At 58.3% G+C, this 23,427-nt stretch carries 24 protein-coding genes and 3 pseudogenes; 9 read left to right on the top strand and 18 right to left on the bottom strand.

Features of this window, described 5'->3' with window-relative positions; all coding sequences use genetic code 11:
- The first annotated feature begins 87 nt into the window (after positions 1-87).
- Positions 88-264, top strand: a complete 177-nt coding sequence (locus tag J2Y48_RS23720; RefSeq protein WP_310423553.1) for a hypothetical protein — start codon at positions 88-90, stop codon at positions 262-264.
- A gap of 1,476 nt (positions 265-1,740) precedes the next feature.
- Positions 1,741-2,091, top strand: a complete 351-nt coding sequence (locus J2Y48_RS25490; RefSeq protein ID WP_405030304.1) for an SOS response-associated peptidase family protein — start codon at positions 1,741-1,743, stop codon at positions 2,089-2,091.
- A 365-nt stretch (positions 2,092-2,456) separates the two neighbouring features.
- On the opposite strand, the gene J2Y48_RS23715 is transcribed toward J2Y48_RS25490, so the two are convergent.
- The gene (locus J2Y48_RS23715) at positions 2,457-3,362 is read right to left on the bottom strand and encodes an NAD(P)/FAD-dependent oxidoreductase (protein ID WP_310423657.1); all 906 of its coding nucleotides are present in this window, start codon (positions 3,360-3,362) and stop codon (positions 2,457-2,459) included.
- A gap of 82 nt (positions 3,363-3,444) precedes the next feature.
- Positions 3,445-4,029, bottom strand: a complete 585-nt coding sequence (locus J2Y48_RS23710) for an isochorismatase family cysteine hydrolase (RefSeq protein WP_310423656.1) — start codon at positions 4,027-4,029, stop codon at positions 3,445-3,447.
- A 143-nt stretch (positions 4,030-4,172) separates the two neighbouring features.
- Here J2Y48_RS23710 and J2Y48_RS23705 point away from each other — a divergent pair, with 143 nt between their 5' ends.
- Positions 4,173-4,664, top strand: a complete 492-nt coding sequence (locus tag J2Y48_RS23705; RefSeq protein ID WP_310423551.1) for a ferritin-like domain-containing protein — start codon at positions 4,173-4,175, stop codon at positions 4,662-4,664.
- 701 nt (positions 4,665-5,365) lie between these two features.
- Here the strand turns inward: J2Y48_RS23705 and J2Y48_RS23700 are convergent.
- The 3 genes from J2Y48_RS23700 to J2Y48_RS23695 form a co-directional block, all read right to left on the bottom strand.
- Positions 5,366-5,638 (bottom strand): hypothetical protein, encoded by a 273-nt coding sequence (locus J2Y48_RS23700; RefSeq protein ID WP_310423548.1) that lies wholly within the window; start codon positions 5,636-5,638, stop codon positions 5,366-5,368.
- Between the two features lie 268 nt (positions 5,639-5,906).
- Complete coding sequence (locus J2Y48_RS25485) at positions 5,907-6,161, bottom strand: DUF982 domain-containing protein (protein ID WP_405030303.1); 255 nt, start codon at positions 6,159-6,161, stop codon at positions 5,907-5,909.
- Between the two features lie 576 nt (positions 6,162-6,737).
- The gene (locus J2Y48_RS23695) at positions 6,738-7,199 is read right to left on the bottom strand and encodes an Hsp20 family protein (RefSeq protein WP_310423545.1); all 462 of its coding nucleotides are present in this window, start codon (positions 7,197-7,199) and stop codon (positions 6,738-6,740) included.
- A 415-nt stretch (positions 7,200-7,614) separates the two neighbouring features.
- Here J2Y48_RS23695 and J2Y48_RS23690 point away from each other — a divergent pair, with 415 nt between their 5' ends.
- Complete coding sequence (locus J2Y48_RS23690) at positions 7,615-7,914, top strand: DUF982 domain-containing protein (RefSeq protein WP_310423543.1); 300 nt, start codon at positions 7,615-7,617, stop codon at positions 7,912-7,914.
- Positions 7,915-8,108: 194 nt separating this feature from the next.
- Here J2Y48_RS23690 and J2Y48_RS23685 read toward each other — a convergent pair whose 3' ends face one another.
- On the bottom strand, positions 8,109-8,381 hold the full coding sequence (locus J2Y48_RS23685) for a hypothetical protein (RefSeq protein WP_310423540.1): 273 nt from the start codon (positions 8,379-8,381) through the stop codon (positions 8,109-8,111).
- Positions 8,382-8,394: 13 nt separating this feature from the next.
- A complete protein-coding gene (locus tag J2Y48_RS23680; protein WP_310423537.1) occupies positions 8,395-8,658 on the bottom strand; it encodes a PilZ domain-containing protein in 264 nt (87 codons plus the stop codon).
- Between the two features lie 678 nt (positions 8,659-9,336).
- On the opposite strand from J2Y48_RS23680, the pseudogene J2Y48_RS23675 reads away from it, so the two are divergent.
- Positions 9,337-9,619 (top strand): annotated as a pseudogene (locus J2Y48_RS23675) (hypothetical protein); the annotation flags it as partial.
- Positions 9,620-9,908: 289 nt separating this feature from the next.
- Here the strand turns inward: J2Y48_RS23675 and rpsU are convergent.
- Both rpsU and J2Y48_RS23665 read right to left on the bottom strand, forming a co-directional pair.
- Positions 9,909-10,145, bottom strand: a pseudogene (rpsU, locus tag J2Y48_RS23670) (30S ribosomal protein S21); the annotation flags it as partial.
- Positions 10,146-10,253: 108 nt separating this feature from the next.
- On the bottom strand, positions 10,254-10,463 hold the full coding sequence (locus J2Y48_RS23665) for a cold-shock protein (RefSeq protein WP_310423534.1): 210 nt from the start codon (positions 10,461-10,463) through the stop codon (positions 10,254-10,256).
- A 454-nt stretch (positions 10,464-10,917) separates the two neighbouring features.
- On the opposite strand from J2Y48_RS23665, the gene J2Y48_RS23660 reads away from it, so the two are divergent.
- Positions 10,918-11,535 carry a hypothetical protein gene (locus J2Y48_RS23660; RefSeq protein WP_310423531.1) on the top strand — a complete coding sequence of 206 codons (618 nt, stop codon included), beginning with the start codon at positions 10,918-10,920 and terminating at the stop codon, positions 11,533-11,535.
- Positions 11,536-11,556: 21 nt separating this feature from the next.
- Positions 11,557-12,996, top strand: a complete 1,440-nt coding sequence (locus J2Y48_RS23655) for a DUF1254 domain-containing protein (protein ID WP_310423529.1) — start codon at positions 11,557-11,559, stop codon at positions 12,994-12,996.
- 1,044 nt (positions 12,997-14,040) lie between these two features.
- Here the strand turns inward: J2Y48_RS23655 and J2Y48_RS23650 are convergent.
- On the bottom strand, positions 14,041-14,307 hold the full coding sequence (locus J2Y48_RS23650; RefSeq protein ID WP_405030308.1) for a hypothetical protein: 267 nt from the start codon (positions 14,305-14,307) through the stop codon (positions 14,041-14,043).
- A gap of 649 nt (positions 14,308-14,956) precedes the next feature.
- On the opposite strand from J2Y48_RS23650, the gene J2Y48_RS23645 reads away from it, so the two are divergent.
- Both J2Y48_RS23645 and J2Y48_RS23640 read left to right on the top strand, forming a co-directional pair.
- Entirely contained in the window at positions 14,957-15,199 is a 243-nt protein-coding gene (locus tag J2Y48_RS23645) for a hypothetical protein (protein ID WP_310423525.1), read from the top strand.
- A gap of 150 nt (positions 15,200-15,349) precedes the next feature.
- Positions 15,350-15,655 carry a hypothetical protein gene (locus J2Y48_RS23640; RefSeq protein ID WP_310423522.1) on the top strand — a complete coding sequence of 102 codons (306 nt, stop codon included), beginning with the start codon at positions 15,350-15,352 and terminating at the stop codon, positions 15,653-15,655.
- Positions 15,656-15,948: 293 nt separating this feature from the next.
- On the opposite strand, the gene J2Y48_RS23635 is transcribed toward J2Y48_RS23640, so the two are convergent.
- The 8 genes and pseudogenes from J2Y48_RS23635 to J2Y48_RS23600 form a co-directional block, all read right to left on the bottom strand.
- Positions 15,949-16,206 carry a hypothetical protein gene (locus J2Y48_RS23635; protein ID WP_310423519.1) on the bottom strand — a complete coding sequence of 86 codons (258 nt, stop codon included), beginning with the start codon at positions 16,204-16,206 and terminating at the stop codon, positions 15,949-15,951.
- A gap of 35 nt (positions 16,207-16,241) precedes the next feature.
- Positions 16,242-16,418, bottom strand: a pseudogene (locus tag J2Y48_RS23630) (ATP-binding cassette domain-containing protein); the annotation flags it as partial.
- On the bottom strand, positions 16,412-17,731 hold the full coding sequence (locus J2Y48_RS23625; protein WP_310423516.1) for a D-serine ammonia-lyase: 1,320 nt from the start codon (positions 17,729-17,731) through the stop codon (positions 16,412-16,414). The gene J2Y48_RS23625 and the pseudogene J2Y48_RS23630, both read right to left, overlap by 7 nt.
- 118 nt (positions 17,732-17,849) lie before the next feature.
- On the bottom strand, positions 17,850-18,608 hold the full coding sequence (locus tag J2Y48_RS23620; protein WP_310423513.1) for an amino acid ABC transporter ATP-binding protein: 759 nt from the start codon (positions 18,606-18,608) through the stop codon (positions 17,850-17,852).
- A gap of 24 nt (positions 18,609-18,632) precedes the next feature.
- Positions 18,633-19,757, bottom strand: coding sequence for an amino acid ABC transporter permease (locus J2Y48_RS23615; RefSeq protein WP_310423510.1), 1,125 nt, complete (start codon positions 19,755-19,757; stop codon positions 18,633-18,635).
- The gene (locus J2Y48_RS23610) at positions 19,754-21,007 is read right to left on the bottom strand and encodes an ABC transporter permease subunit (protein ID WP_310423506.1); all 1,254 of its coding nucleotides are present in this window, start codon (positions 21,005-21,007) and stop codon (positions 19,754-19,756) included. The genes J2Y48_RS23615 and J2Y48_RS23610 overlap by 4 nt, the downstream gene beginning before the upstream one ends.
- Positions 21,008-21,031: 24 nt before the next feature.
- A complete protein-coding gene (locus tag J2Y48_RS23605; protein WP_310423504.1) occupies positions 21,032-22,063 on the bottom strand; it encodes a transporter substrate-binding domain-containing protein in 1,032 nt (343 codons plus the stop codon).
- Positions 22,064-22,438: 375 nt separating this feature from the next.
- A complete protein-coding gene (locus J2Y48_RS23600; RefSeq protein WP_310423500.1) occupies positions 22,439-23,335 on the bottom strand; it encodes a LysR substrate-binding domain-containing protein in 897 nt (298 codons plus the stop codon).
- Positions 23,336-23,427 lie beyond the last annotated feature (92 nt).

Below are 23,427 nucleotides of genomic sequence, written 5' to 3'. Positions count from 1 at the left end.
TTGTGAGCGAAGCCCTCGTGCGTATGTGCCCAACTTTCCGGCGCCGTGGTATAATGCTTCATGCGCGCCGGAGAGACGGAGGCGGATATGGTCAGGCGCCACATCCTTCAAGCTGAACGGCACATCGTTCGTCAGAAAGACCTCATCGCACGCCTGTCGGCAAGCGAGCTACCGCTGGAACACGCGGTGGACTTGCTTCGCGTGATGTATGACTGTCTTCAGCAACATCGAAACCACCTGCAGCGGCTTGCCGACAACAGCTAACTTGCGGGGAATTGCGGTGCATGTCACAACTCCGACCTCCTGAGAGGCTACTGTCGCAGTGTGCGTCCTAAGAAGGGCCGCGGCCGGGGGCTTGATGCTACCCCTGTCTTGTCGCGCTAATGGGTTGACCCTGCCAGTCCTCAGAAATTCTAAGCATTCGAAATGGTCGGCCCACACGGTCTTGGGTGCTTTGGACGAGGATAGCTATTTGAGCAACGGCTAATGCGCTCCGGTGCACTGCCGCTTTTTCATGCGGCGTCAAGAGTACCTGATAAATCTGCTGCAACTGCACCACAGTTCGACAACCGAAGCAGCCGAGCTTCTCTACATCTTGAATAAGTTTTTGCGGCTGCATCGCTGGCGGCGGCAAGAAATCGAGGGCCGCCCCCGCGCTTCATAGAGGTGCTTGAACGTCATCCCGGAGAGGAGCGGCTAGACGGGGTCTCGTTTGCCGCTCTGGTGACGTTCAAGCGAGCCACAAACACGCTGCCATTGAAAATGTTCCAACGCCGCGAGTTTCTGTTCAAGGACAGGGCGAAGGGCCTCCGTGATGGCAGCAATTTTTCACGAAGGCCCTTATGCGCAATCTGCTTGCCTGTTGGGCGGGCGACGGCGGGGGAATCCGCCGCCCTTGAAGTGCAAGCGACTGCTAAAACACGGTTTGGGTCGGGATGTTCCGGACGGATCAGAAATTTTTCGTGGCTGTCAAAAGGGGGCCTCCATGAGGTCGCCTTTCATGAAGCCCCCGTGGCGCAACCTGCGTGCATAGCAAGGAAAGGCGGGCAACGGGAAAACGAGGAAACCGCCGCCCGAGTGTGCGATACAGCAATCGCTAAAACATGGTTGCGGTCGAGATGTTCCGGGCGTCGGAAAAAAGGGCCTCGGCTGGCTCCGCTGTTGGAGGTGCAGCGGGGTCACGTCGACTGCCACACCTTCGGCAATCTGGAATAGCCGGACGGCCCGTCGGTCTTTGGCCCGGCAAATGCCGTGGGCCTCACCAGGCTTGTAGCTGAGCGCGATCAAGTGCCGCTGCAGATCCCGCGCGGCCGACTCTTGGTGGGCCTTGGTTGGAACGAGTGAGTAACCTGGACGATATCGGCGATCCTGACTGGAGGATGCCGTCGTGCCTGATGGTTTTGTCGAGCTTTCGCTTCTGGCTATCGCCGTTCTATTCGTGCTTCTCGTGACGTTCGGAATATGACGCCCGCCAAAAGCTTGTAGCCATAACAAATTTGGTTGTGGTGGCCCCTCCGCCACTCCCAAGGGCGCTTGCCCAGCGCCTGCACACGCCGGGCTTTTTAAAAGCGCAGGCCGGTTTTCATAACGATTTAACCAGGGCATCGCAGCGGCTGTGGCGTTGCCCATCCATTTTGTTAATCTCATCTTCTACGCCCCTCGCCTTCTTGGTTTCGCGCGGCCTATTCTTCTTCAGCATCGGCCCGTCCGCTTGTGCGGCTATTCAAAAAGGCGCCAGCCATGATGATGGCTAACGACTACGAACAGCACATTCTCTACGCCGAATACTGCAAGATGATGCAGGACCTGCGCTCGGAATCCCCTCGCACGAGAGCGAACTCGACGGGCAAGAAGTACCCGAAAGCGAAACATCGGTTCACGCCCAGGCGATCGACGTTCCTGGTGATAGCAGGTCTGTGGCGTGACGGTAAAGGAAATCAGCCCCCGTCGTTCGCGCTGCTGACAACGGAACCAGGACCCGATGTCGCCCCCATACATGATCGGCAGGTGGCTGTCCTGAAGCCCGGGCCACTGGCGTCACTGGCCCGACGTGTCCAGCCGGAAGACGAACTTCTGCGTCCTCTACCATAGGGAAGCCTTGACGTCGAACCGGTCCGTCCGGGGCGAACTGACGTTTTCGGAAGCGAGGAAAATCTGCGATTATGCGCTTGGCGATTTCGCGGCAGAAAGCGTTTTAGCTTCCTGCGAACCCGGCCTCGCTCGTCACGTCGATGAGAACCTCGAACAGGATGTAAGGCCAAGGGTTCACAATCGAGAAATGCCTTGTCCACCGCATGACCTCTCCGTCGAACGGGGTCAGAGGGCGTGACGATTTTCGGCAGCCAAAGACAAATCCACCCAGCGGAGGAATGAAAGTGCCAGAGTGAAGAGGCGAGTGCTGATCCTTAACTGTGGCGATTCCTTCCTCATGAGCCGCACCAATTAATCAGCAGAGATCAACGAACCAGGGGGGAGCGTTCACAAATATCGTTGCGGACTGCGGTGGCCGCGACCCCTGCTTGTCCCATAGCCTGGCTGATTTGATCCAGTCCGATTACCACGTCCCCTGCCGCATACAGTCCGGCAACACTGGTTCTCTGGTGAGCGTCCACGACTATGCACCCATCTTCTGACAATTTTGCACCTGCCGCCGATGCCAATTCAGACCTGGCATCAGAGCCGAGCGCCGGATAAACAGACCGAAAGGTACGTGTTCCCGCTGGCGTAACCACATGGACTGCATCCTCTTCAGGTTCGATAGCAGTCAGTGGCCCTAGTTCGAGACGTATGCCCAGTCTGCTCAACTGCTCTAGCTCTCCGCCATGCAGTCCATGTGCACTGTCCAGTGATATCAATGTCACGTCCTTGGTGTAGCTTCGCAAAAACACTGCCTCCCTGAAGGCTCTTGTCCCATTGCCAATAATCCCGACAGCGGCGTCTGTGACTTCGTAGCCATCGCAAACAGGACAGTAACGAAGCAAACCCCGCGCCACCGCGGAATCATGTCGCCCGACCGACATCGGAGGCTTTCTATTCACGGTACCGGTGGCGACAATAACACGTCTTGCGCGGGCAGCTCCGTTCGCAAACGAGATGACGAATGTGTCGCCTATCTTTCGTAGGGCGGTCACCTGCCGATTGGAGATGGTCGCGCCGTACTTTCGGGCCTGCGTCCGCATTCTGGTAAGAAGGTCAACTCCACTTATTCCCTCCGGGAAACCGGGATGATTGCGTGTGAGCGGGATGCTCGCCGCCCGGCTAGTGTCGTCGTCGAAAACTGTGACACTGAGGTGATAGCGAGCCAGATATATTGCTGCAGTCGATCCAGCTGGCCCGCCACCTATGACGGCGCAGTCCAACATTTCGTACGAACTTTCGGGCATGAGCTTCTCCTAGGAAGCGGGCGTTCGGCGCGAGGCACGCGGTGGACTGGAACGGCTGCCCTCAGGGCGTAGCGGAAGAAAGCCATTGTTCGGTTTGCACTACCTCCAATTGAACTGAGAACCGCATTCTCAAGAGCTCTAGGGCGGCATCGTGGGACTCGTTGGTAGTGCTACAAACGGCATCTTTGAGCAGAATTACCTTGTATCCGAGATCGATTGCACCCAGGGCCGCCGCCAGCACGCAAACATCGGTTTCGCCTCCAGTGAGGACCAGAGTACCGATCTCATGATGCAGCAAGGCGCTATGCAACCTTCCGTCGACCCAGGGGGAGTACGTCACTTTGTCGAAGACGCGTGCCGGTGGCACAAGCGCCTTGAGGGTGGGAACAAGATCCAGGAGTTCCGGATTAACGCGGCTCCTCGTCATCATGGGCCACTTTTCATAGTACGCGCGCCACGCCCCCGGCAGTTCGTCAGGTGATGAGGGAGGAATGAAACGGGTGAATACGGTGCGCTCGGGATAGCGAGACGCCACCTCTGCGATTTCGTCAGCCACCTTTGGCATCCAGGCGACCTTCCACGGCGTGTCTTCTGCGAACATGCGCTGCATGTCTATGCAGAGGTGTGCCCATCTTCCCGGTTGCATTTCCACCAGCCTCCCAGATTGACGCAGTCTCTTTCGATGAAACTACGGCGGCCTATCGGAGTTCCTTGAATACGTGATGGGGAACAAGGACACTGTCCTCAGTGTTAGTTCGGCGCATCATTTTTCGGCAACAGGAGGAAGTCATGCCCAGCCAGAAGACACTGGACGATCTGTTCTTGGACACCCTCAAGGACATATATTTTGCAGAGAAACAGATTTTGAAGGCTCTACCCAAAATGGCCCGTGCCGCGCAGTCGGAAGAAGGCAAGGCTGGTTTTCTTCAGCATCGTGACGAGACCCAAGGGCAAGTTGAACGCCTCGAGCAAGTCTTTGAGATGCTGAGCAAGCCCGCGCGCGGCAAGACCTGTGAAGCGATCCAGGGAATATTGGCCGAAGGCGAGGAAATTATTGACGAGTTCAAGGGCTCCCCTGCCCTCGACGCAGGGTTGATCTCATCAGCTCAAGCCGTAGAGCATTATGAAATCGCTCGCTATGGTACGCTGATTGCGTGGGCCAATCAGCTCGGTCTGAAGGATGCAGTACCGCTGCTAAAGCAAAGCCTACAAGAGGAAGAGGCTACTGATAAGAAGCTGACTCAACTCGCGTTGAAAGCGGCCAACGTCAAAGCCGCTTGAGTGGAGGGCCAACGGTTGACGATCGTTGGCCCAGCTACATCTGCAGCAATGGGAACCGCAACATCCGGCGATGGTTATGGCGGGTCGCATGGGATGACCCTCGTATTCCATCGCTGACGTCGCGAGTAGCCCTGCAACGCTACCTCTGGCGAGCCGGTGGCGCTGCATGCGATGTCGCCCAGATCGCCATCGTGGGCGATCCCAGATATGCGCGGTGCTTGTGATCCGGGAGGCCGGGTTGCTCTCGAGGAGCCGAGCTATGAAATAGCCCCGAACGTGATGTTTGCGAAGGGCGCAGATCCCATCACCGTCCCTTGCGACAACCGAATGGACACCTCTCGCCTTCCCGATCTCACGTCTGTTCACGGCTGCCAGCGCGGGCGCTAGGTTCGGCATCGATTGTGGACAGCCCCGATCACGATGCCGATGATGTTCACGGTCGTTTATCTGTCGTCGAAGCACCGGGTCGGGTCTCGGGGCGCGGGTTGTTCCGCGTCATTCACGACTACTACCCCAGATGGTTGATGTGGTGCGTTCTCGCGTCGTCATCGGAAATCAATTTCAGTCCGAACGATGTTCGTGGATCAGGCTCAAGTCAGGCCCACGACCTTGCCTGAGCGCGGGTAAACCAATCGGCCCGCCGTGCCGGCGTCGACTCCTCTCGCGGCGCCGGCATGCCTGCGGGTAGCAGGTGAATCCGGTCAGTCCTCGGTCAAAAGACCCAGCAGTCGCTTTGACAAAACCAGAACATCGCTCGCCGACTCGCGTGCATTAAGCACGGCGACAAGGGTTTCTGCGGTGACTTCGGCGAGCGCTACTTCATAGACAGCGGTGGGATCGAGGCGACTGGGCGCGGCAACGCGCTTGATCTCCCGACGATGATCGAGCGCCTTCTGATAAGCTGCGGCCGAGTCATGGCAGTAGCCGAGTGCGTCATCCGATCCCGGCGTAATCTGAAACCCATATACGTGCATGAAGCCTCCAATGTGCGGACGCAAATATGATCGCCTCGTCTAAATCAGCAACCCATCAAAAATGGTGATCCAATTAGCGCAGGAAAGCCGCCAAGCGAGCGTGGAGGCTGTTGGTGCGCTCCGCTTGGCTAGGCTGGCCTCCGACGCGCAGCCTGCCACGTTTACGCTACCCTACCGAGGCGACCAGACGATGAGGACAAGAAACATGGGTGACAATCGGCCTGTTCAATGCGCTTGATCCGAGCAGCGGCGAATTCAAACACTGCCGCTAGTGCAGTTGAACTAGGACACCTGCCTCCTTGGCAGCGGCGGTGAAAGCGACCCGCATCGCCTCGCCTGCGATTTCTCCCCGAAAAGCGTAGGGTACCAAGGTGACGGCCTGGATGAAAGCCGGCCCCTTACTAACAGGCCAACAGCTCGTCAGAAGCACTGCCGCCTGCAATGTGGTTCGCACCGCGGAGAAGCCGCCCCCGCCCTTAAGGTCGACCGGAACTGTAAAAGCCCACTCACAAGCCGCCGACATGAATGCTACTCCTCGTCTCAATGGTGCCAAATGCATTTCACGTCCAATGTGATCCCGGGGGACATCTGCGCAGAAGAAGGGCCTCCGTGAGGGAGCAATTCCCCATGAAGGCCCGGTGCGCAACCTGCTTGCCCATGCAAGAAAGGCGGGCAATGGATCGGACCACGCCCAGTCTGCAGCGACATTCAAGTCGTCGCTAAAATACGGTTGCAGTGGAAAGGTTCCGGACCATGATAAATTTTTGGCGCGGGACGAAGGTACGACGTGCCAGCGGCAGCGTGCGCAAGCTGGGTGCCCTAGCCGAAGCATGGGTGGGCGGACGTGCCGCAGTGGCTCAAACAGTTCCAAGGGGGTCAGGAGAGAATCACCCATTGGCGGCGACACGTCCGTGTTATCATTCTACGCCCATTTTCAGCACCTGTCTCGCTGCCCCGAGCCGGCTGTGCCGCCGCTGAGCGGCCGCGCATGTAAGGAAATGGGGACTGGGTGGGGCTTTTTCTGTGCCCCACCCTACCCACCCTGTTCAGCTCGCCGGCGCTGGCAAGCAGCCGGAGCGGCCCGGCACAACTCGAGCAGCTAGGCTGCCTTTTCGCCTTCGATCTGATTAGCTGCGGACTTCGCCGCCTCGGTTTCGATGGCAACCCGACGCGGCTTCATCTCTTCAGGGATTTCCCGCTTGAGGTTGATAAGCAGAAGGCCGTTTTCGAGCTTTGCGCCCTCAACGATGACATGGTCAGCCAGTTCAAATCTGCGCGCAAACGGCCTTATCGCCAGCCCCTGATGCAGATACTGGGCATCCTCATCCTCCGATTTCGCGCCATGAACCACAAGCATGTTCGCCTCGTGGGTGATCGTCAGATCTTTCTCAGCAAAACCAGCTACCGCTATGGCGATGCGATACGCATCGTTGCCAAGCTTGACGATGTTATAGGGCGGCCAGTCGTCGGCGTTGAGGCTCGTGTTTCCAAGCAGGTCGAACATGCGGTCAAAGCCAATGCTTGACCGGTAGAAGGGGGAAAAGTCGAGATTTGTTCTCATAGCTACATCCTCCGTTGAGCAACATAGCGAGGGACCGCCAAGAAGCCCGGCGCTCCCTGACAAAGCCGACCCGTTGGGCGTCGGCACGAATGAAATGGGAATTCAAAGGCGTCCCGTCAAGAGGAATAGCAAGGGTGGTTCCAGCCTTTCGGACGAGAGTGGAACTCGATCTTCCTGCTTGGAATTGAAGACGATATCGGAAAACGTTCATCCTGGCTCGAAGGCCGTTCGGCATGCCTGTTGTCACGACGGTCGCCGGCATGGTCGCTCGACCGCCAATTGGTCGCTGGTGGTGGGACCGCGCTAAATCGCGACTCCCGCTGAGTCTATGCCTAGGAACTTGAACTGTCGAAATGCAATTCCAATATCAATCTCCCTTCGGTTCATCCGGTCTGTACGAGAAAGGAGAATGGATATGCGCACTCCGGATTTGACTTGGTCGGTTCCGCTTAATGTTCGCCTTCAAAATGGCATCCATCATATTTTTTCCGGGCCCTACGAAGCTCTCGACTTCCTGGAGAACGAATGGCCGCTGCGTCGTGGCCAAAAGTACGAGAGGGCCCTTCGGCTCTGCCGCGGAGCGCTGAACCTTGCGACGCCGCTCGCGGTTGCGCGCGAAGCCTTTGTTGCCGCCTGCCTTGAAGCAGGATTGCCGGTAACAGCGGCGCCTTTGTCCTCGGCGCCCCCCAACAGCAGGCCGCAGTCGGCGATGTGATGGCCCGTATTGTATCGCAGCTTTCCGGCGCCGTGGCGGTGCTTCATGCGCGCCGGAGAGACTGAGGCGGATATGGTCAGGCGCCACATCCTTGAAGCTGAACGGCACAGCGTTCGTCAGAAAGACCTCGTCGAACGCCCGTCGGCAAGCGGGCTACCCCTTGAAGATTCTGCTTCGCGTCTGTGTGGCTGTCTTCAGCACGTCGAAACCACCTGCAGCGGCTTGTCGACAACACTGACTCGCGAGGAGTTGTGGTGCATGTCACAACGGAGCGGATGGGACTGCCGGGGGCGCTCCTGCTTCAATATGTCTTGATGCTTAAGCTCAAGCACCTCTGCAAGGGCGCTGCCCAACAGATTAATTAACTTCACCGGTCGCGCCCGCTCCTGCTCTGCGAGTCTGATCAACTCACCCAGTGTTTTGGCCATAGTGTCGAGGCGCGAATTTTCGATGTTGTGCGTGCTCATGCCTGCTCCCGCCTCAGCCGCGGACCCTATACTTAACGCCTAAGCTGCTCGCTTTTCGCCAGATCACCTCACATGCGAAGACACGGCCATCCGTAAGCTGCAAACTGAACGTTGGCGGGGCGGCTAGAGAGTTTTCGCTCTGAACCAGAGCGCCTGTATCAGACATATTTCTTATGACACATTCGTAGACCGAGGTTCCGTCATTGAAGACGATCTTCGCCCCAAGAAGGGTTCGTTTCCGCTGGGATAATCGGTGTTCGACCGAAGAAGGGTTCACGACTGGGCTCCAAGACGACCGCTGTCAGCTGCTAAATTCAGGTAACCGACTAATGGTTTACACAGCCGTTTGGGCCCAAGCTTCTGCCCCACCCCCCCAAAGCCTCTGCTTGGGCGCGGACGTAAAACCCCGCCATGCCCGCGAAACCCCGATCGCCGGTATGCTTTTGAGTCAAGGCTACTGTCGCACAGTGTGCTTCCGAATGACTCCGCGGCCGGGGACTTGATGCTATCCCTAGGCCACATTCCACCCGGATTGATGCCGTCTGGCTATTCTTCGGTCTGCACCTGGCTATCGGTCGCCCCGGACGTTTCCCCCTCGGTTGTCGTGCCATCCATCGCCTGTTCTGCCCCGGCTGGGACTAGATTTCGGTCGTGTTTGGTCATCCGTTTATGCTCCCTGCGATCTCTGCCCGCAAAGCGTCTTCTTTTCGGTGATGAGCTGTCGGATGACTTCCGAGACTGACGCGGTCTGCATCGTTCCCCGCATCATGCGGGCTGCTCCGACTTGCTCTAGGAGGCGGGCTTGATCGGGTTTCAAAACAAGGCTTGTCCTCATGTTTCGCTATCCCGTTAGTAAGTTACTACCCCGCCAACATAGGGACCCATTGGGCTACTTTTGAAAAATCCGTTCCCCAAAGGCGCACTTGAGCGCGATCGCGGTTCCCGCGTTTGCAAGGTGAAGAGCAAGAGCTACTGGTATTTCGAATACCCGACACCCGAGGAGCGGCGTTGTGTCGGGCCGGAATCCGATGAAGAGATCACCGCGCGTATCAAAGCCCATCGGGAAGTCAAAGACGACCTCCGTGAGCGCCGCCGGCCGGTCGCCATGCTTCTCCGTAGCGGCGGCATGGCCTCGCCGGATCGGTTCGCGGACGATGCGCGCCGTCCTGATCGGCTCCGTGGCCTTCAGCTGCTATTCGGGACTGCTTGGTATTCGTCTCTCTAATGCCTCCCTTCGCAAGCTTTCGGATGTCACCCTGAAAATCGGGGAGCATGTCGTGAAGGGCGAAGTGTATGCGCCGGATTGACGGCTGTGCCTGGCTTGCTGTGAGATCGAAAAGCGAGAGCTATCGGAGAGGGCGGAAGGATTAATCGTTCCAACGGACCTCCCCGGCCTCGCGAGCCTATGCTGGAATAGGAACGTCGAGCCGGTCGGCCTTCTACCGTAACCGGCCCCGGACGACAATAAGCAGCCGCCGCTCGCCTCATGCGCGGGAGCATCCGGGCAGCTAGCGTGTTCTGCTGGAGCCGCGACTGGACGACCTTCTTCTTTGGCGCTGGCAATAGCCCTTCGCGCACCATTTTCTTTCGGGCCAACTTGCGAGAGCGACGGATGGCCTCTGCCTTTTCGCGTGCACGTTTTTCGGAGGGTTTCTCATAGGCGCCCCGCGCCCGCATTTCCCTGAAGATGCCTTCGCGCTGCATCTTTTTCTTCAATACGCGGAGAGCTTGGTCGACGTTGTTATCCCTGACGAGTACTTGCAAAGGTCCTCCTTATGCGGCGGTGCGCTGCTAAAAAACAGGACTGCTCCCGACCTCGAGACTATTGCCGTCGCCGTGCCGGTACATCCGTGGTCACGGCGGCAACGAAATTTAGACTGCCTGCAGGTTGTCCGCGGAACTCTTGCCCGAACGCTTGTCCTGGACGATGTCGTAACGGATCTTTTGCCCGTCGCTCAGACCCCGCATGCCGGCTCGTTCAACGGCCGAGACATGCACGAAAACGTCCTGGCCGCCGTCATCGGGCTGGATGAAGCCAAAACCCTTGGTGCTGTTGAACCACTTTACGGTTCCTGTACTCATGACAAATCCTTTCAATCGCTGGTGGGGCGCGGCCGCGTTGACCGACCGGTTAACTCGAAAATGAAGGGAAATCTGAAGGAGCTGTGACGGCGCGGACAAAACTCGCTAGCAAGGTTCGATGGCCCCGATATAGCGGGCAAGTGGGGCATAGCAAGAGCGAGACACTGGCTCTCGGCGACGCCCGCAGCCGCTGCGGTGTTCATGCCCGCAAAGCCCAACTTGGATACGATCAAGGCGTTGTCGCGGCATCATGGTCGAAGCAATGAGCTCATGTGGGCGCTTCTCGGTCTAGCTCTGGCGTTTCCTACCCCGAACCTCGCGTAAGAATACGTAGAAGTTGTGCAACCTCACCCTATAAAACCGACTGTAATGGCATCACGTTAGCCCTGCCGTTTGCGGTCAGGACCTGGGCGGTGACGGTCAACACAAAGAGGAGCGCAGTATGAAATTGACGATGATGGGCCTCACCGCACTTTTGTGCGCGATGGCAGCGGTACCAGTGCTTGCGCAGGATGCAATTCGGGCACCGGCTCAGAAGACGATTGGCGGCACGCAAAAGCCGCAAATCGAGCCGTCCCTAATCGTGATGAACGCGGCTGGTGCAAAGCTTGAGGGCAGCAAACTAACCCTTATCGGCGCCGCGCCGAATTCGATTGTCTTCGCGGACCGGCCGGTTCGGGCTGCCGGTCATGCACTCACCGCACATTTGCTCGAGGAATGGGGCGTGGGTTCCGACAGCTTCGCAAAGGACCCGCCCAATGCGACTGTCTCGGTGTTCGCAAAGAATGGCTCCGTCGTGAAAGACGCAGTGGTAACGCTGGACTCGCCCAAGGCCGAGGGCAGCGACATTACCTTTGACGTCGTCGTGCTCGAAGGCGAGATCCCGGCCGATGCAGATGGTCCCGCATCGGTCTTTATCGACATCATCGGAATGCCGTTGACTCCCGGATCGTTTGCCGGCGTTGCCAGGCGCACGGCCTATCGCGGGGCGTTTTATGCCGGTGCCGCCGCAGGTGCCGCTTATGGCTACCGTCCTCCCCTCGCCTATTACCACCCCTACGCGCCCTACTAATCGCAACGCTGGAGATCCACCATGAACATCACTCGCCGCGCCGCAACGATCGGCGGCATCGGCCTTCTGGCCTCCACTGCCGTCTCGCCTGCGAACGCCGTCGACGGCCCTCTCGCCGACCTGGTCACCGGTTCCGATGAATTCTGGACGGCTGTCGACGCCTATATCTACGGCTATCCACTTGTGACCATGGAGATGACCCGCCGTGTCCTCACCAATGTCGAAAAGCCGGAAGGCAGCAAGGCGCCGATGGGTCAACTGATCAAGTTGAGAGAATACCCAAATGCCTCCTTCAAAGACGTAACGGCACCGAACGCTGACACGCTCTACACCACCGCGTTTGTCGATGTCGGCGAGGAACCATGGGTTTTCTCTTTTCCCGACATGGGTGACCGGTATTTCCTTTTTCCAATGCTCGACGGCTGGACGAATGTCTTCCAGGTGCCCGGGTCACGAACCACAGGCGAGCAGGCCCAAACCTTCGCCATCACCGGACCTGGCTGGTCCGGCTCGTTGCCGGATGGTGTGACGGAGTATAAGTCGCCGACTGCAATCGTCTGGCTGCTCGGCCGCATCTACTGCACCGGTACGCCGGAGGACTATGCCGCGGTACATAAGATCCAGGACGCCTGCAAGCTGCAGCCGCTCTCAACCTGGGGCAAGGACTACACGCCGCCCGCTGGGAAGGTCGACCCGTCCCAAGACATGAAGACGGCGGTGCGCGAGCAGGTAAATCGTATGACAGCGGTCGAGTATTTCACGCTGCTCTGTGATCTCATCAAGCGCAATCCGCCTGCGGAAGCCGACGCTGCGGCGCTGGAAAGGTTTGCTGCGATCGGCATTGTTGCGGGTGAGCCCTTCGACAAGTCGAAGTTCGAGCCGGCTTTTGAGAAACGAGTCCCGGAGATCGGCTTCGCTCATATCATGCTGCACTTTAAGATGAGCGACGGCGACGTTCAAAACATCAATGGCTGGGGCTTCACGACGAAGACCGGGCTCTATGGCACGAACTACATCCAGCGGGCTCTTGTTACCGCCATTGGGCTTGGCGCCAACCGGCCACAGGATGCCGTTTATCCAACCTCCCTGAAGGATGGCAAAGGGGTTTTCGCCCGCAGCTATGACGGTTCCAACGACTATGTCTTGACCTTCAAGAAGGGGCAGCTTCCGCCGGTCAAGGGCTTCTGGTCGATCACCATGTATGACGAGAACTATTTCTTCGTCGACAATCCCATCAACCGTTACTCGATCAGTGCGCGCCAGGACCTTAAAGTTAATCCTGACGGCTCCGTCGACATCCTCATCCAAAACAACTCGCCCGGCGCGAACAAGGAGTCGAACTGGCTCCCTGCGCCCAATGGAAAGTTCTACCTGATGATGCGCCTCTATTGGCCCGACGAGAGCGATCCGTCGATCCTCAGCGGTTCCTGGGTAATTCCGCCGGCCAAGCGGATGGACTGAACACCATCTGCATATTTGTCTTCACACGTTGACCACGGATGTACTGGCAGCGGGTGATACGGAAGGTCGGGTTAGCCCGCCTTTTTTGTTGTCATTGTTTCGCTTTGGAAAGGCAACCACTGGGGATGTATCCGCATGGGCCATTGCTCTTGATGGCGTCATCGCCGTTCCCACAGCAATCCGTGCATTCCCACCGGTGAGGATTTCACTTCGGCAGATCTCTCTGATGTTCCCGGACGGGCTCTCTATCCACGGTTGGGATTTGCGAACAGTACGGAATTTGCCGGGAACATTGTTGCTCTCAACCCGATCGGACTGGTTTTCGAGTATGTCCGTAGAGCATTTTCCCCGGCGCACCGTCTCACCTGCAATCATACTTCGGGTTTGACAATTTGGATCGGGTTAGAGCCTTCGCCCCAGGCTCCAGGATCTACGAGATGCAGCCGTCTGCATGCTTCAAAGCCGATCAGACGTGGCTCAACGTTGGGACCAATTGGCGATCACGTCCTACAACGCTCATCAGTATTGGTCCGCGCCGCAGTAGGTAACGCCTCCTCTATGGTGATCAGCCGGCGATGTCGGGATCGATGTGCTTGTACGCCGGCGGGTTGAAGGAAGAGGCAGCAACGGTCATGCGCTCATCGGCGCCGCAACTTCGACTGTCGGCGCGGTCATGGCCGGCTGCTCGCTCACCTGGATAGCCGCCTCGTCGGTGACATTGATCGTCACGGGCGCCCGTAGGCTTCATGGCTGGTCACGGAGGCACTAATCCCGGGATCAATCGGCACGGCAGCGGCCGGCGCAGCGGCGCACAGGACCACGGCCATCCTCGCGAGGCCGGATAGGCAAGACTTCGGAGCATTCGCATGCGGGTTACTTCGGGCTGGTGGACAAACGAAAACCCGCCGCGGTTAGGCGACGGGCTGTGGGTAACTGAGCGTTTGCTCGACCGGAACTCTTGGTGAACGATTCGGGCACCGTTCAGGACACCGCTTGCCAGGGCTGCCCCAAGTGGGCCGGGAAAAGCGGCTGACATCGCTCAGTTCAACGCGAACGATCCGGGTCGGTTTCGTCAAAATTGATGTCCCAATCCTCGTCCGGTTCCGTAGACCCCGGTGGGTTTCGATGAACCGTGGCATCTTCAGAGCCCGTTACGACGGTAGGTTTGGCGCTTGCTACGCCATCGCTTTTTCGATCAGCGCGTGACTCTGCGAATTGGCCCTCGGCATCCTTTTCGGGATCTGCCGTGTCTCTTGTTTTTAGAGCGTCCGAAGGTCGATTGCGCTCAGGATCTCTGTTGTTCTCTCCCACAGCGTCTCGGTCTACGTCGGGATTATCCTTGGCAGGAAGATAACCTCGGGGGCGGTTCTCCTTCGGACCTTCCCAGCGCGGCGACTGATCGGTAGTGCCTGGCGCACCGTCTTTTGGATTGTTCATGCCCATGATTGATCTCCTTCCAGCGGGATCAATCCAGCTGGAGATCGAAAGTTCCTCCAGTGGCAGGTGTCGCAACGTTTTGATCTTTGCGCAGTTCGAAGGCGTCCTGGTACAGCTTGCGGCATCCCTCTGCTTCTGCTGTTCTACTCTCATGTCGTGCGTTCTTCAGGACTGGCATGGTCAACCTTTTTCGGAGACGCAAATGATCTGGAGCAATGCAACATGCCCTGTCACCGACGAGCCGGCTCGGGAGATGGACCCGCGGATCGGCGACAATGTTGAGTTCGTCTGCCGGACCTGCGGTCACTTTCGAGTGACGGGATCCGCGCTGAAGACCATGCGCCATTTTCCCGTGAGCGCCCGACAACGCGCCCTCAGTAGAGCGACTGACAGAGCAGCGCGAGACGGGAGTATGCCGACTCTTACGGCGGCCGATCTGCAATAGCCTCGCCAGGCTCTCGGACGTAAGTTTGGAAGAGAGATGGAGGAGGCTGTTAGCGAGCCATCTTCGGAGATACCGGCGATGAACAAGAGGCCGCTACCGGTGGCTGTTTGTGCAACGTGCGCCCACATCCAGTATGATGCGGACGCGATCGATAAGCCCTGCCGCCGCAAAGATGGATTGATGCGCTGCAACGGTAAGCGGCGAACGAGCAATGACGACTGGCTGGAATGTCCCACCTGCTATGCAACCGGGCGCGATGGTTCCACGGTGTGTCTGGCATGCGGTGGACGCGGCTGGTTTGAAAAACGAAAACAACGCTGATACTCCAGCCACGGGAAACTCGCCGCGGTGAGGCGACGGGTTTGGAACACTTGCCTGCCTACCGGCTTACGGATAGATCTGCCCGACTTCCCTCCGGCGCGCTTACGCCACGCTCTCAAGTCTCGCATCTCGGACCGGCAATCAAAAACCATGAACGACAGCATCCTCGACACTCTGACTGGCATGTACTTCACGCTCGACGCCGCCGACGGCACCTACGGCACTGGCCAGGTTATTCGTCTTGCCACCGATGGCGTGTACCTCGTTCGCTTCGACGGAAACGAGGTGACGCTACCCTTGGAGCTCGTATCCATCGGAGAGATGCTGGAGACCACCGAAGAGGAGTACCGGCTCTGGCGGTTCTTCGACACGATCGAAGAACGAGATAAGTGGATCGAATGGCTAGATGCGCCATCAACACCGAGGGTCATTACACTCGTTAGGCCGACCAAGTAGCTGGCGGCTAGGCTGGAGGCGGGGCCGAACCACACCGACCTCCTCCGCAGCCTCGAGAGAGCGCCGTCTTAATTTGCTCTTTACCCAACGGGCGCTCCGCACTTTGAGGCGCGACGAGTACAGGGTACGCGCTTCCTCCCAGAGCAACTAGCCCGCTCCGGCGGGCTTCCTTTGCAATAGTTGTGTTGGGAGCTTGTTGACGAAAGCCGGCGGAGTTGCTCGATTCCCCCGGCTCTGATCGACGGAAGCACGCGACACGGATTCTCGAAAAATCGCCTGCACCGTTCGGCCGTTTAGAACTCACCATCCACTGTCGTGCCGATTATGTTCGAAAAAACTGGATCGACACGGATAGCAAGCCGATAAAAGGGGAATTGCACCAGATCATCGATAGCTTGCTGATCATCCATTTTTATTGAAATGAAGTAGAAGCACAACGCCAAGGCGTCGAGGCTCGCCGCGTTGAAATGGCAAGGCGGCGTAAGCTCGCCGAGCAAAGAATGAACCGCGAGACAGACCGGCTTTCCTTCCTCCGCCGGATTGCGTGGCAAGCCAGAACCTTACCGGTCCCTAAAGCCTCACCGTCAACCTGACGATCGCTTGGGATCTTCGCCAGCAATTTCAGTATGCCGGCAGCCACAAGCTGATTGAGTGCGGATGTCACTTCGTCGCAAATGATCAGCTTGGGTTCCGCAGCAAGCGCGCGCGATTCCTATGCGCTGCTTCTGCCACCGGAAAGTTCCGTGGGCAACCGGTTCATGTACTCTTAGCCTCGGTCAGGAAATTCTGGAACTGCTCGTCGGGCACGAAAGAGCCACCCGTCGCCCAAAGTATATGTGTAGCGTCACCCAGCTTGTCCTGAATGCCGTGCTGCGCGGTGAATTCCTCCCCGTGCGGGTGGCGTACGATGAACTCTGGCCCGAGGAGCGCCGCTGTGGCGGAGGGCTCGAAACGCCATCCCTCGGTTTCGTGGGCTGCCAGTAGCATTCTAAGCAAATCGTCGTCGGCGACAGTGTAGACCCCTGCCAACATCTCCCGCATGACCGTGGCGACGAAGGCGGACATCCTCGCCACTGCCATTCCATCGGCCTCGGTCTTGTTCGTCAGACCGACGTCATAGACGGACACCAGTTCTTCCGAACCCGACATCATGTGCACGAGCGCGCATGGCGATTGCGCAGGCTCCACGAAGAAGGGGTGCACGTTGTCACCGAATACGGCCTTCGCGCCAAAGGTTACACCGCCCGGAGCACCGCCGATGCCACAAGGAAGGTAAAGAAACAGCGGGTTCTGCTCGTCAACGGTAACGCCCGCCGCCTTAAGCTGCTCGGCCAGCTCAAATGCGGCGACGCTGTACCCAAGGAACAAGTGGCGGGACTTCTCGTCGTCGACAAAGTAAATGGTCGGGTCACCCTCGGCCACGACGCGGGCGTTCTCGACGGCGGTGGTGTAGTCCGCTTCATGCTTGACGACCTCGACACCCATGCGGACGAGGCGGTCCACCTTCCACTGCTTCGCGTCCGACGACATATGGACGGTTGCCTTGAAGCCAAGGGCCCGTGCCGCGATGCCGACACTCAAGCCGAGATTGCCCGTGCTGCCGACAGCGACCGTGTATTTCGAAAAGAACGCTCGTGCTTCGTCGCCGGCGAGCTTTCGGACATCGTCATCCTCTCCAAGCAGCCCGTTCTCACGAGCCAAATTCTCTGCGAAAAGGAAGACCTCATATACGCCTCCCCTCGCCTTGATCGAACCGGCAACGGGCAGGTCGCTATCCGCCTTGATGAACAGACGACCATAGTCGAGCGAATCGTATCCGATGGCATCTCTGAGACCTTGGAGTTCGACGAGGTTCGAACGGATCGCGCCTCCTGTCTCCCGCAGTTCTTCGAAGCATGCCTGCAGGAGTGGCGCGAGCCTTTCCCAGTTCTGTTTGGCTTCGACAACGTCCGCCGGGCTCACCGGCAGGTCAGAACTGTCGATGGCTCCCAATCGATATGACGGATTTACCCACAGCGTGGGCTGCCCGGCGGCGATCTCCTGGCCGAGAGTGGTATCCGGAAGTTTGTAGGTCATTGCGAACTCCTAAATTTCATCACGTCGTGCAACAAAGCGATCGCTGTGACCTAGTCCGGCACGCTGGACGGAGATCCCAGCATGCGGGAATTGTGAAGTCGATTTCCCAAATCCTGGATCAGTGTTTCAGCACGCGAGCCAGGAACGAGCGAGCACGGTCGTTCTGAGGGTTATCGAAGAACGCGTCCGGTTTGGCGATTTCGAGAATCGAACCCTGGTCGATGTAGACGACGCGATCTGCGACTTCGCGAGCGAAACCCATCTCGTGGGTAACAATCATCATCGTCATGCCCTCGGCGGCAAGCTCGCGCATGACGTCCAGAACCTCGCCCACCATTTCCGGGTCGAGTGCGCTGGTCGGCTCGTCAAAGAGCATCAGGTAAGGCTCCATCGCCAAGGACCGCGCGATAGCAACGCGCTGCTGCTGGCCACCGGACAGCTGTCCGGGGTACTTGTGGGCATGATCCTTCAAGCCCACACGCTCCAGGAGCTTGATCGCTGCGGCTTCTGCCTCCGCCGTGGATTTCTTCCGAACGCGGATCGGTGCGATCGTGATGTTCTCGATGACGGTCTTGTGGGGGAACAGGTTGAACTGCTGAAACACCATGCCCACGCCCTTCCTAATCTCCGCCAACTCGCTTTCGCCGCCGAGCCGACGATCTTCTTCGACAGGCATCTGGTAACCGTCCACGACGAGACTTCCGTTCTGGTACATCTCCAGACCGTTCACGCACCGGATCAACGTGGACTTCCCTGAACCGCTGGCCCCAAGGACGACCATGACCTCGCCGCGCGTCACCGTTAGGTCGATATCCTTCAGCACGTGATGTGAGCCGTAGAATTTGTTTATGCTTTTCATTTCAACGATGGTGTTCATCGCTCTGACTCCATGTTTGCCTGCTTAGCGACTGCCAGCGGCCATATGCGCTTCGAGCTTCCGCGCGGCGTACGTAATCATCGATCCGACGAGGAAATAGCTCAGCAGCAGAAATGAATAGACTTCGTAGGTGCGGTCCCCATTTTGCGGGTTCGCGAGTATCATCTGGCCAGCCCGGAGAAAATCGGTCAGGCCAATAATGAACACGAGCGGCGCGGCGTTGAAGATGTCGAGCACGTTCCCGACGAGCGGCGGCACCACAACCCGCAGCGCCTGCGGAAGTACGATCGAGCGGTTGATGTCGAACTCGCTCATGCCAAGGGACCGGGCCGCCTCTGTCTGACCCTTGGGTACCGCCTGAAGTCCGCTCCTGACATATTCAGCCACATAGGCCGAATAGAAGATGGTGAAACCGATCATGCCGCGGGCGACATCGGCGAGGCCCCATCCTGTGGCCAGCACGGGCATGAGAATCCAAATCCAGTAGACGACCAGGATCAGCGGAAGCGACCGCATGGTCTCGATATAGCCCGTGCAGATGAGGCGGACACTGGAGAATCGACTGCGGCGACCGAATGCGAGGAGAATACCGATCGGAAGGGACAGAACAGCCGTCACCAGCGTTAGCAGGACGCTTAGGAGCAATCCACCCCAAAGCCCCACTCCGGGAGGTGCCATCACAGCGAAGACCGCGATGAACCCCGTGACCGCGGCTGGCAAGAGGACATGCCTTGCGAGCGGCAGATAGGAAGTCAACACCCAACCGCATGCGAGGATTGCCATGACCAGGGTGGTCAAGGCAGGGACTTGCCACCCTCCGCCGACGATCAACAGGACCACGGGAACCAAGGCAAGGAAAAGCGCATGGTGTTTGCGGAAACCGAAAACGCATCCCAGACCTGCGCCGAGGAGGCCGCCGATGATCCCGACGGCCGTCCAGGCCCGCCAGGCCTGGTCCGCAGGAAAGATGCCGATCATCAGAACGCGCATGCTCTGCGGAATAACATCCCATTGCGCAGCTGTGAGCGCCCAATGGAGTGCGGAGTATACCAGCCAGAGCGTTCCCGGGATCACTACGATCGAAAGGACCGCGTCGAAGGGTTTGGCGAACAGGTTGTGACGGGACCACTTGAATGCGTAAGCAATCATCGGGACGCTCCCTTTTGGTTCAGGCGTCTATCGGCCCACGAGACGATTGCGCTGATGATCCAGCTCAGCATCAGGTAAGAAATCATGACGATGACGATGCCCTCGAGGCTGTGACCCGTCTGATTGGCTACGGTGCCATAGACGTTAAAGAGGTCCGGGTACCCGATCGCGATACCGAGAGCGGTGTTCTTTGCAAGGCTGATGTACTGATTTCCGAACGACGGAAGGACGACGCGGAACACCTGCGGGAGGATGATGTCATTGACCGTGTTGCGGCGGCTCAGACCGAGCGAACCGGCGGCCTCCCATTGGCCTTTGGGCAGTGCGTCGATCGCACCACGGACGATTTCGGCGATGTAGGAAGCGCTGTTCACGACGATGGCCAACAAAAGCGCGGCCATCTCGGGGCTGAGGCCTGTCCCGCCGCTCGCCTGGAACCTAGTTGCGACCGGGTAATCGATCGAGATCCTTCCTGTCGCGAAAAATAGGCCGATGAGGATCACGATCGCGACCGTACAGGCGCGACGCATTCCCTTAACTGGGTCCAGGATCGCTCCGGCAACCGCAACCCATGTGGCGGTAGCAAGACCGATCGAGACAGCGGAGCCGTCGCCCTCCCAAGAGAGGGCTGGGAGGTATAGACCCTGCTGGCTTACTATGAGACCACCATAAAGCTTAGCGGCAGATGCCAGAGGCGGGAACTGCAGTACGACTGCGAAATACCAGAACACCAGTTGGATCAGCAGCGGCGTGTTCCGCACGAACTCCACGATCCAGAACGATAGGGTTCGCACAACCCAGTTCGTCGAAAGACGGCCGACCCCGAGCAGCGTGCCGAGTATTGTGCTGAAGATGATGGCGAGGACCGCGACCTTTACGGTGTTCAACATGCCCGTGACAAAGGCTGCTCCGTTCGATCTGTCCGAAGTGAAAGTCTCGAATGAGGGCAGGAACCCGTCGATGAACGAAAGGGTCTTCCCTTCGCTGATTTCGAAGCCGGCCGCATTTGCGAGAAAGGCGAAACTGAACTTGATCCCTTTCTGGGCAAGCCCTTCCTTCACCGCATAAGCGAGCAAGGCGACAAGCGCCAACGCCACCGCCACTATTGCCACTTGTGCGGAGTCGTGGCGCAACCGGTTACGGAACCGCCTCGCCTGCTGTTGGTCGCGACCGACGGCACGCGGTGCCCGGTTCGTTTCACTGATGGTCATATCCGGACTCCAAGCGCCGTTGCGGGTTGGAGCGACCACCGTCGCTCCAGCCCATTCTCAGGATCAATTCCAGAGCGGGGAGTAGATCGCGCCACCCTGGGTCCAAAGGGCGTTCGAGGTGCCCTTGCGCTCCAGGTACATCTTGGTGTTGGGGCCGAGGTTCCGGTCGTAGATCTCACCGAAGTTTCCGACGGCCTTGACGGCCTGCGCTACGAAGTCGTCAGAGAGGCCAAAATCCTTGCCGTAGCCGCCGCCCACGCCGAGGAACTTTTGAACGAAGGGATCTTCGCTCTTCATTTTTTCGTCGAGGTTCGCCTGGGTGATTTCGGATTCTTCAGCCTGGAAGAGACCGTAGTGCACCCAGCGCAGGGCGTTCCGCCACTTGGAGTCGTTGGCAACAACGAAGCCGCCGAACGGAGACTTGTCGAGAGTGTCGGGAAGGATCAGATAGTCGGCGGGCTTCGGGGAGTTGCCAGCCCAGGCGGCGAGCGCGGACTTGTCGGTGCTCATTGCGTTGCAACGGCCGGAGTTCAGTGCGGCGAACAGCTTCTCGAGGTTCTCGTAAGTCAGCACCTTGGATGTGGTCCAGCCGCGAGCCTTGAAGGCGTTCGTAAGAACCATTTCGGTGGAGGAACCCTGCGTAGTGCAGATGGTAGCGCCCTCTAGGTCGCTGAATTGCTGTACGCCCGACTCGACCTTCACCATGACGCCATTGCCGTCATAGAAATTGATCGGCAAAAAGTCGATGGAGATGGCGGATTCGCGGGCCGGCTTGATGGTCGTATGGGCAAAGACCACGTCCACCTGGTTCGTGAGGACGGCATCGAAGCGGCTCTTGTCGGTTACGGTGATGAACTTGACCTTCGCCGCGTCGCCGAGAACGGCGGCTGCAACGGCCTTGCAGAAATCGACGTCGAGTCCTTCCATCTCACCCGTGGTGGTGTTTAGATAGCCAAAACCCGGCGCGGTGTTGTCGGTACCGCAGTTCAGAACGTCCCGTTCCTTTACCGTATCCAGCACGGATGCGGACGCATTGGTAGCTGCGAAGGCCAGTCCGGCGAAAACCCCCGCCGTCAGTGCTTTCATCAATTTCATCTCAGTTCCCCTTTCGGATCGCTCTCGCGAGTTGCACGCCTACCGACGGGGGCACTGGTAAAAACTTGACATTGGTGCTGTCAACAGCGGCTCTTGCCGTTCTGAAGCATTTTCCCGCCGCTGGCGGATGTCGCCAAAAGTCGCGCCCGTCGATCGGCAGCAGGACGATAGGGATGCCATTCATTCAAATCTACTTAATTCTCCTTGATTGATACATTAGCAAAAATGTTGATTCGACAGTCTGAGCTCCGGTACGGAGGGGTCAGGACAGCGCACGTTCTGCGCCCGCAGCGGCTCCGCCCGCGCGGTCGCTTGGCATAGAGGAAGCCGGGCCCCAGAACGGCGAACCGGCATGGCCATTCGGCTGCAGATCAGCTAACCCGCACCCTGCTTGTGAGTGATCTGATCGATAAACACCTGCATCGCTGGGCTCCGCTTTTCGGATTTGCGAAATGCCAGGAAGATTTTACGACGAATTTCTGGGACCACCTTGCAGACCCAGACGTCCTCGAGGTCGTGACTGGCTCGTAGCCCCGGCAGCATCGAGATGCCGCAGTTTTGCCTGATCAGAGCGATCGTCACCTCGAACCCCTTACAGCGCGCGACGATATTAGGCTTGAAACCAACCGCCTGACACGCGTCTGCAAGCATGGTGTTGTACGTCTCGGACGCGGTGTCGATAGCCCAGCGCTCGTCGCGCAATTCCTTGAGTTTGACTGTCGGTCTTTCAGCCAGCCTATGGTCCCGGGAGACCATGACGTTGAACACGTCTTCCATCAGAAAGATGGCTTCGATGTTGGGGTCCAGGGCTCCTGTTGGCATATTCAGGTCGTCGATGATGGCAACGTCGGTCTGCCAGCTTCGCAATGCCGCCACGCTCTCCGCAGGCTCCATTTCGTCGAACTGGATGGTCAGATGCGGATGCAACTCGGCTAGCTGGTGCACCACGTTCGGTATCAACGCCGCCGCCACGGATGGGAAGGCGGCGACCCGCAGCTCCCCCGAAATCACGCTCTTCAGTTCCGAGATATCTGCTCGCGCGGACTCGATCTCCGACAGAATGTTCTCGGTTCGCTCCACGAGCTTTTGGCCCGCCAAGGTCATGACGACCCCCCGCCCCCGACGTTCGATCAGCTTAATGCCGACCTCCTCCTCCAGAAGCGCTATCTGTTGCGATACAGCGGAGGGCGAGACATAGAGAGCTTCAGCAACTGCCACCATCGTCTTTCTAATCGAGAGCTCCCTGAGCGCGCGCAAACGTCCAATGTCCATATCATCCTCCGTATCACCGCGCGATTGTTTAGCACATCTTATGATATAAGCAAATATTATTAACTTTTTCTGGATCGTGACGGCAACTACGT

The sequence above is a fragment of the Mycoplana sp. BE70 genome (assembly GCF_031455855.1).
Classification (GTDB): Bacteria; Pseudomonadota; Alphaproteobacteria; order Rhizobiales; family Rhizobiaceae; genus Mycoplana.
Note: the sequence above shows the minus strand (reverse complement) of the source record. Positions and strands in the feature narration are given on the sequence as shown.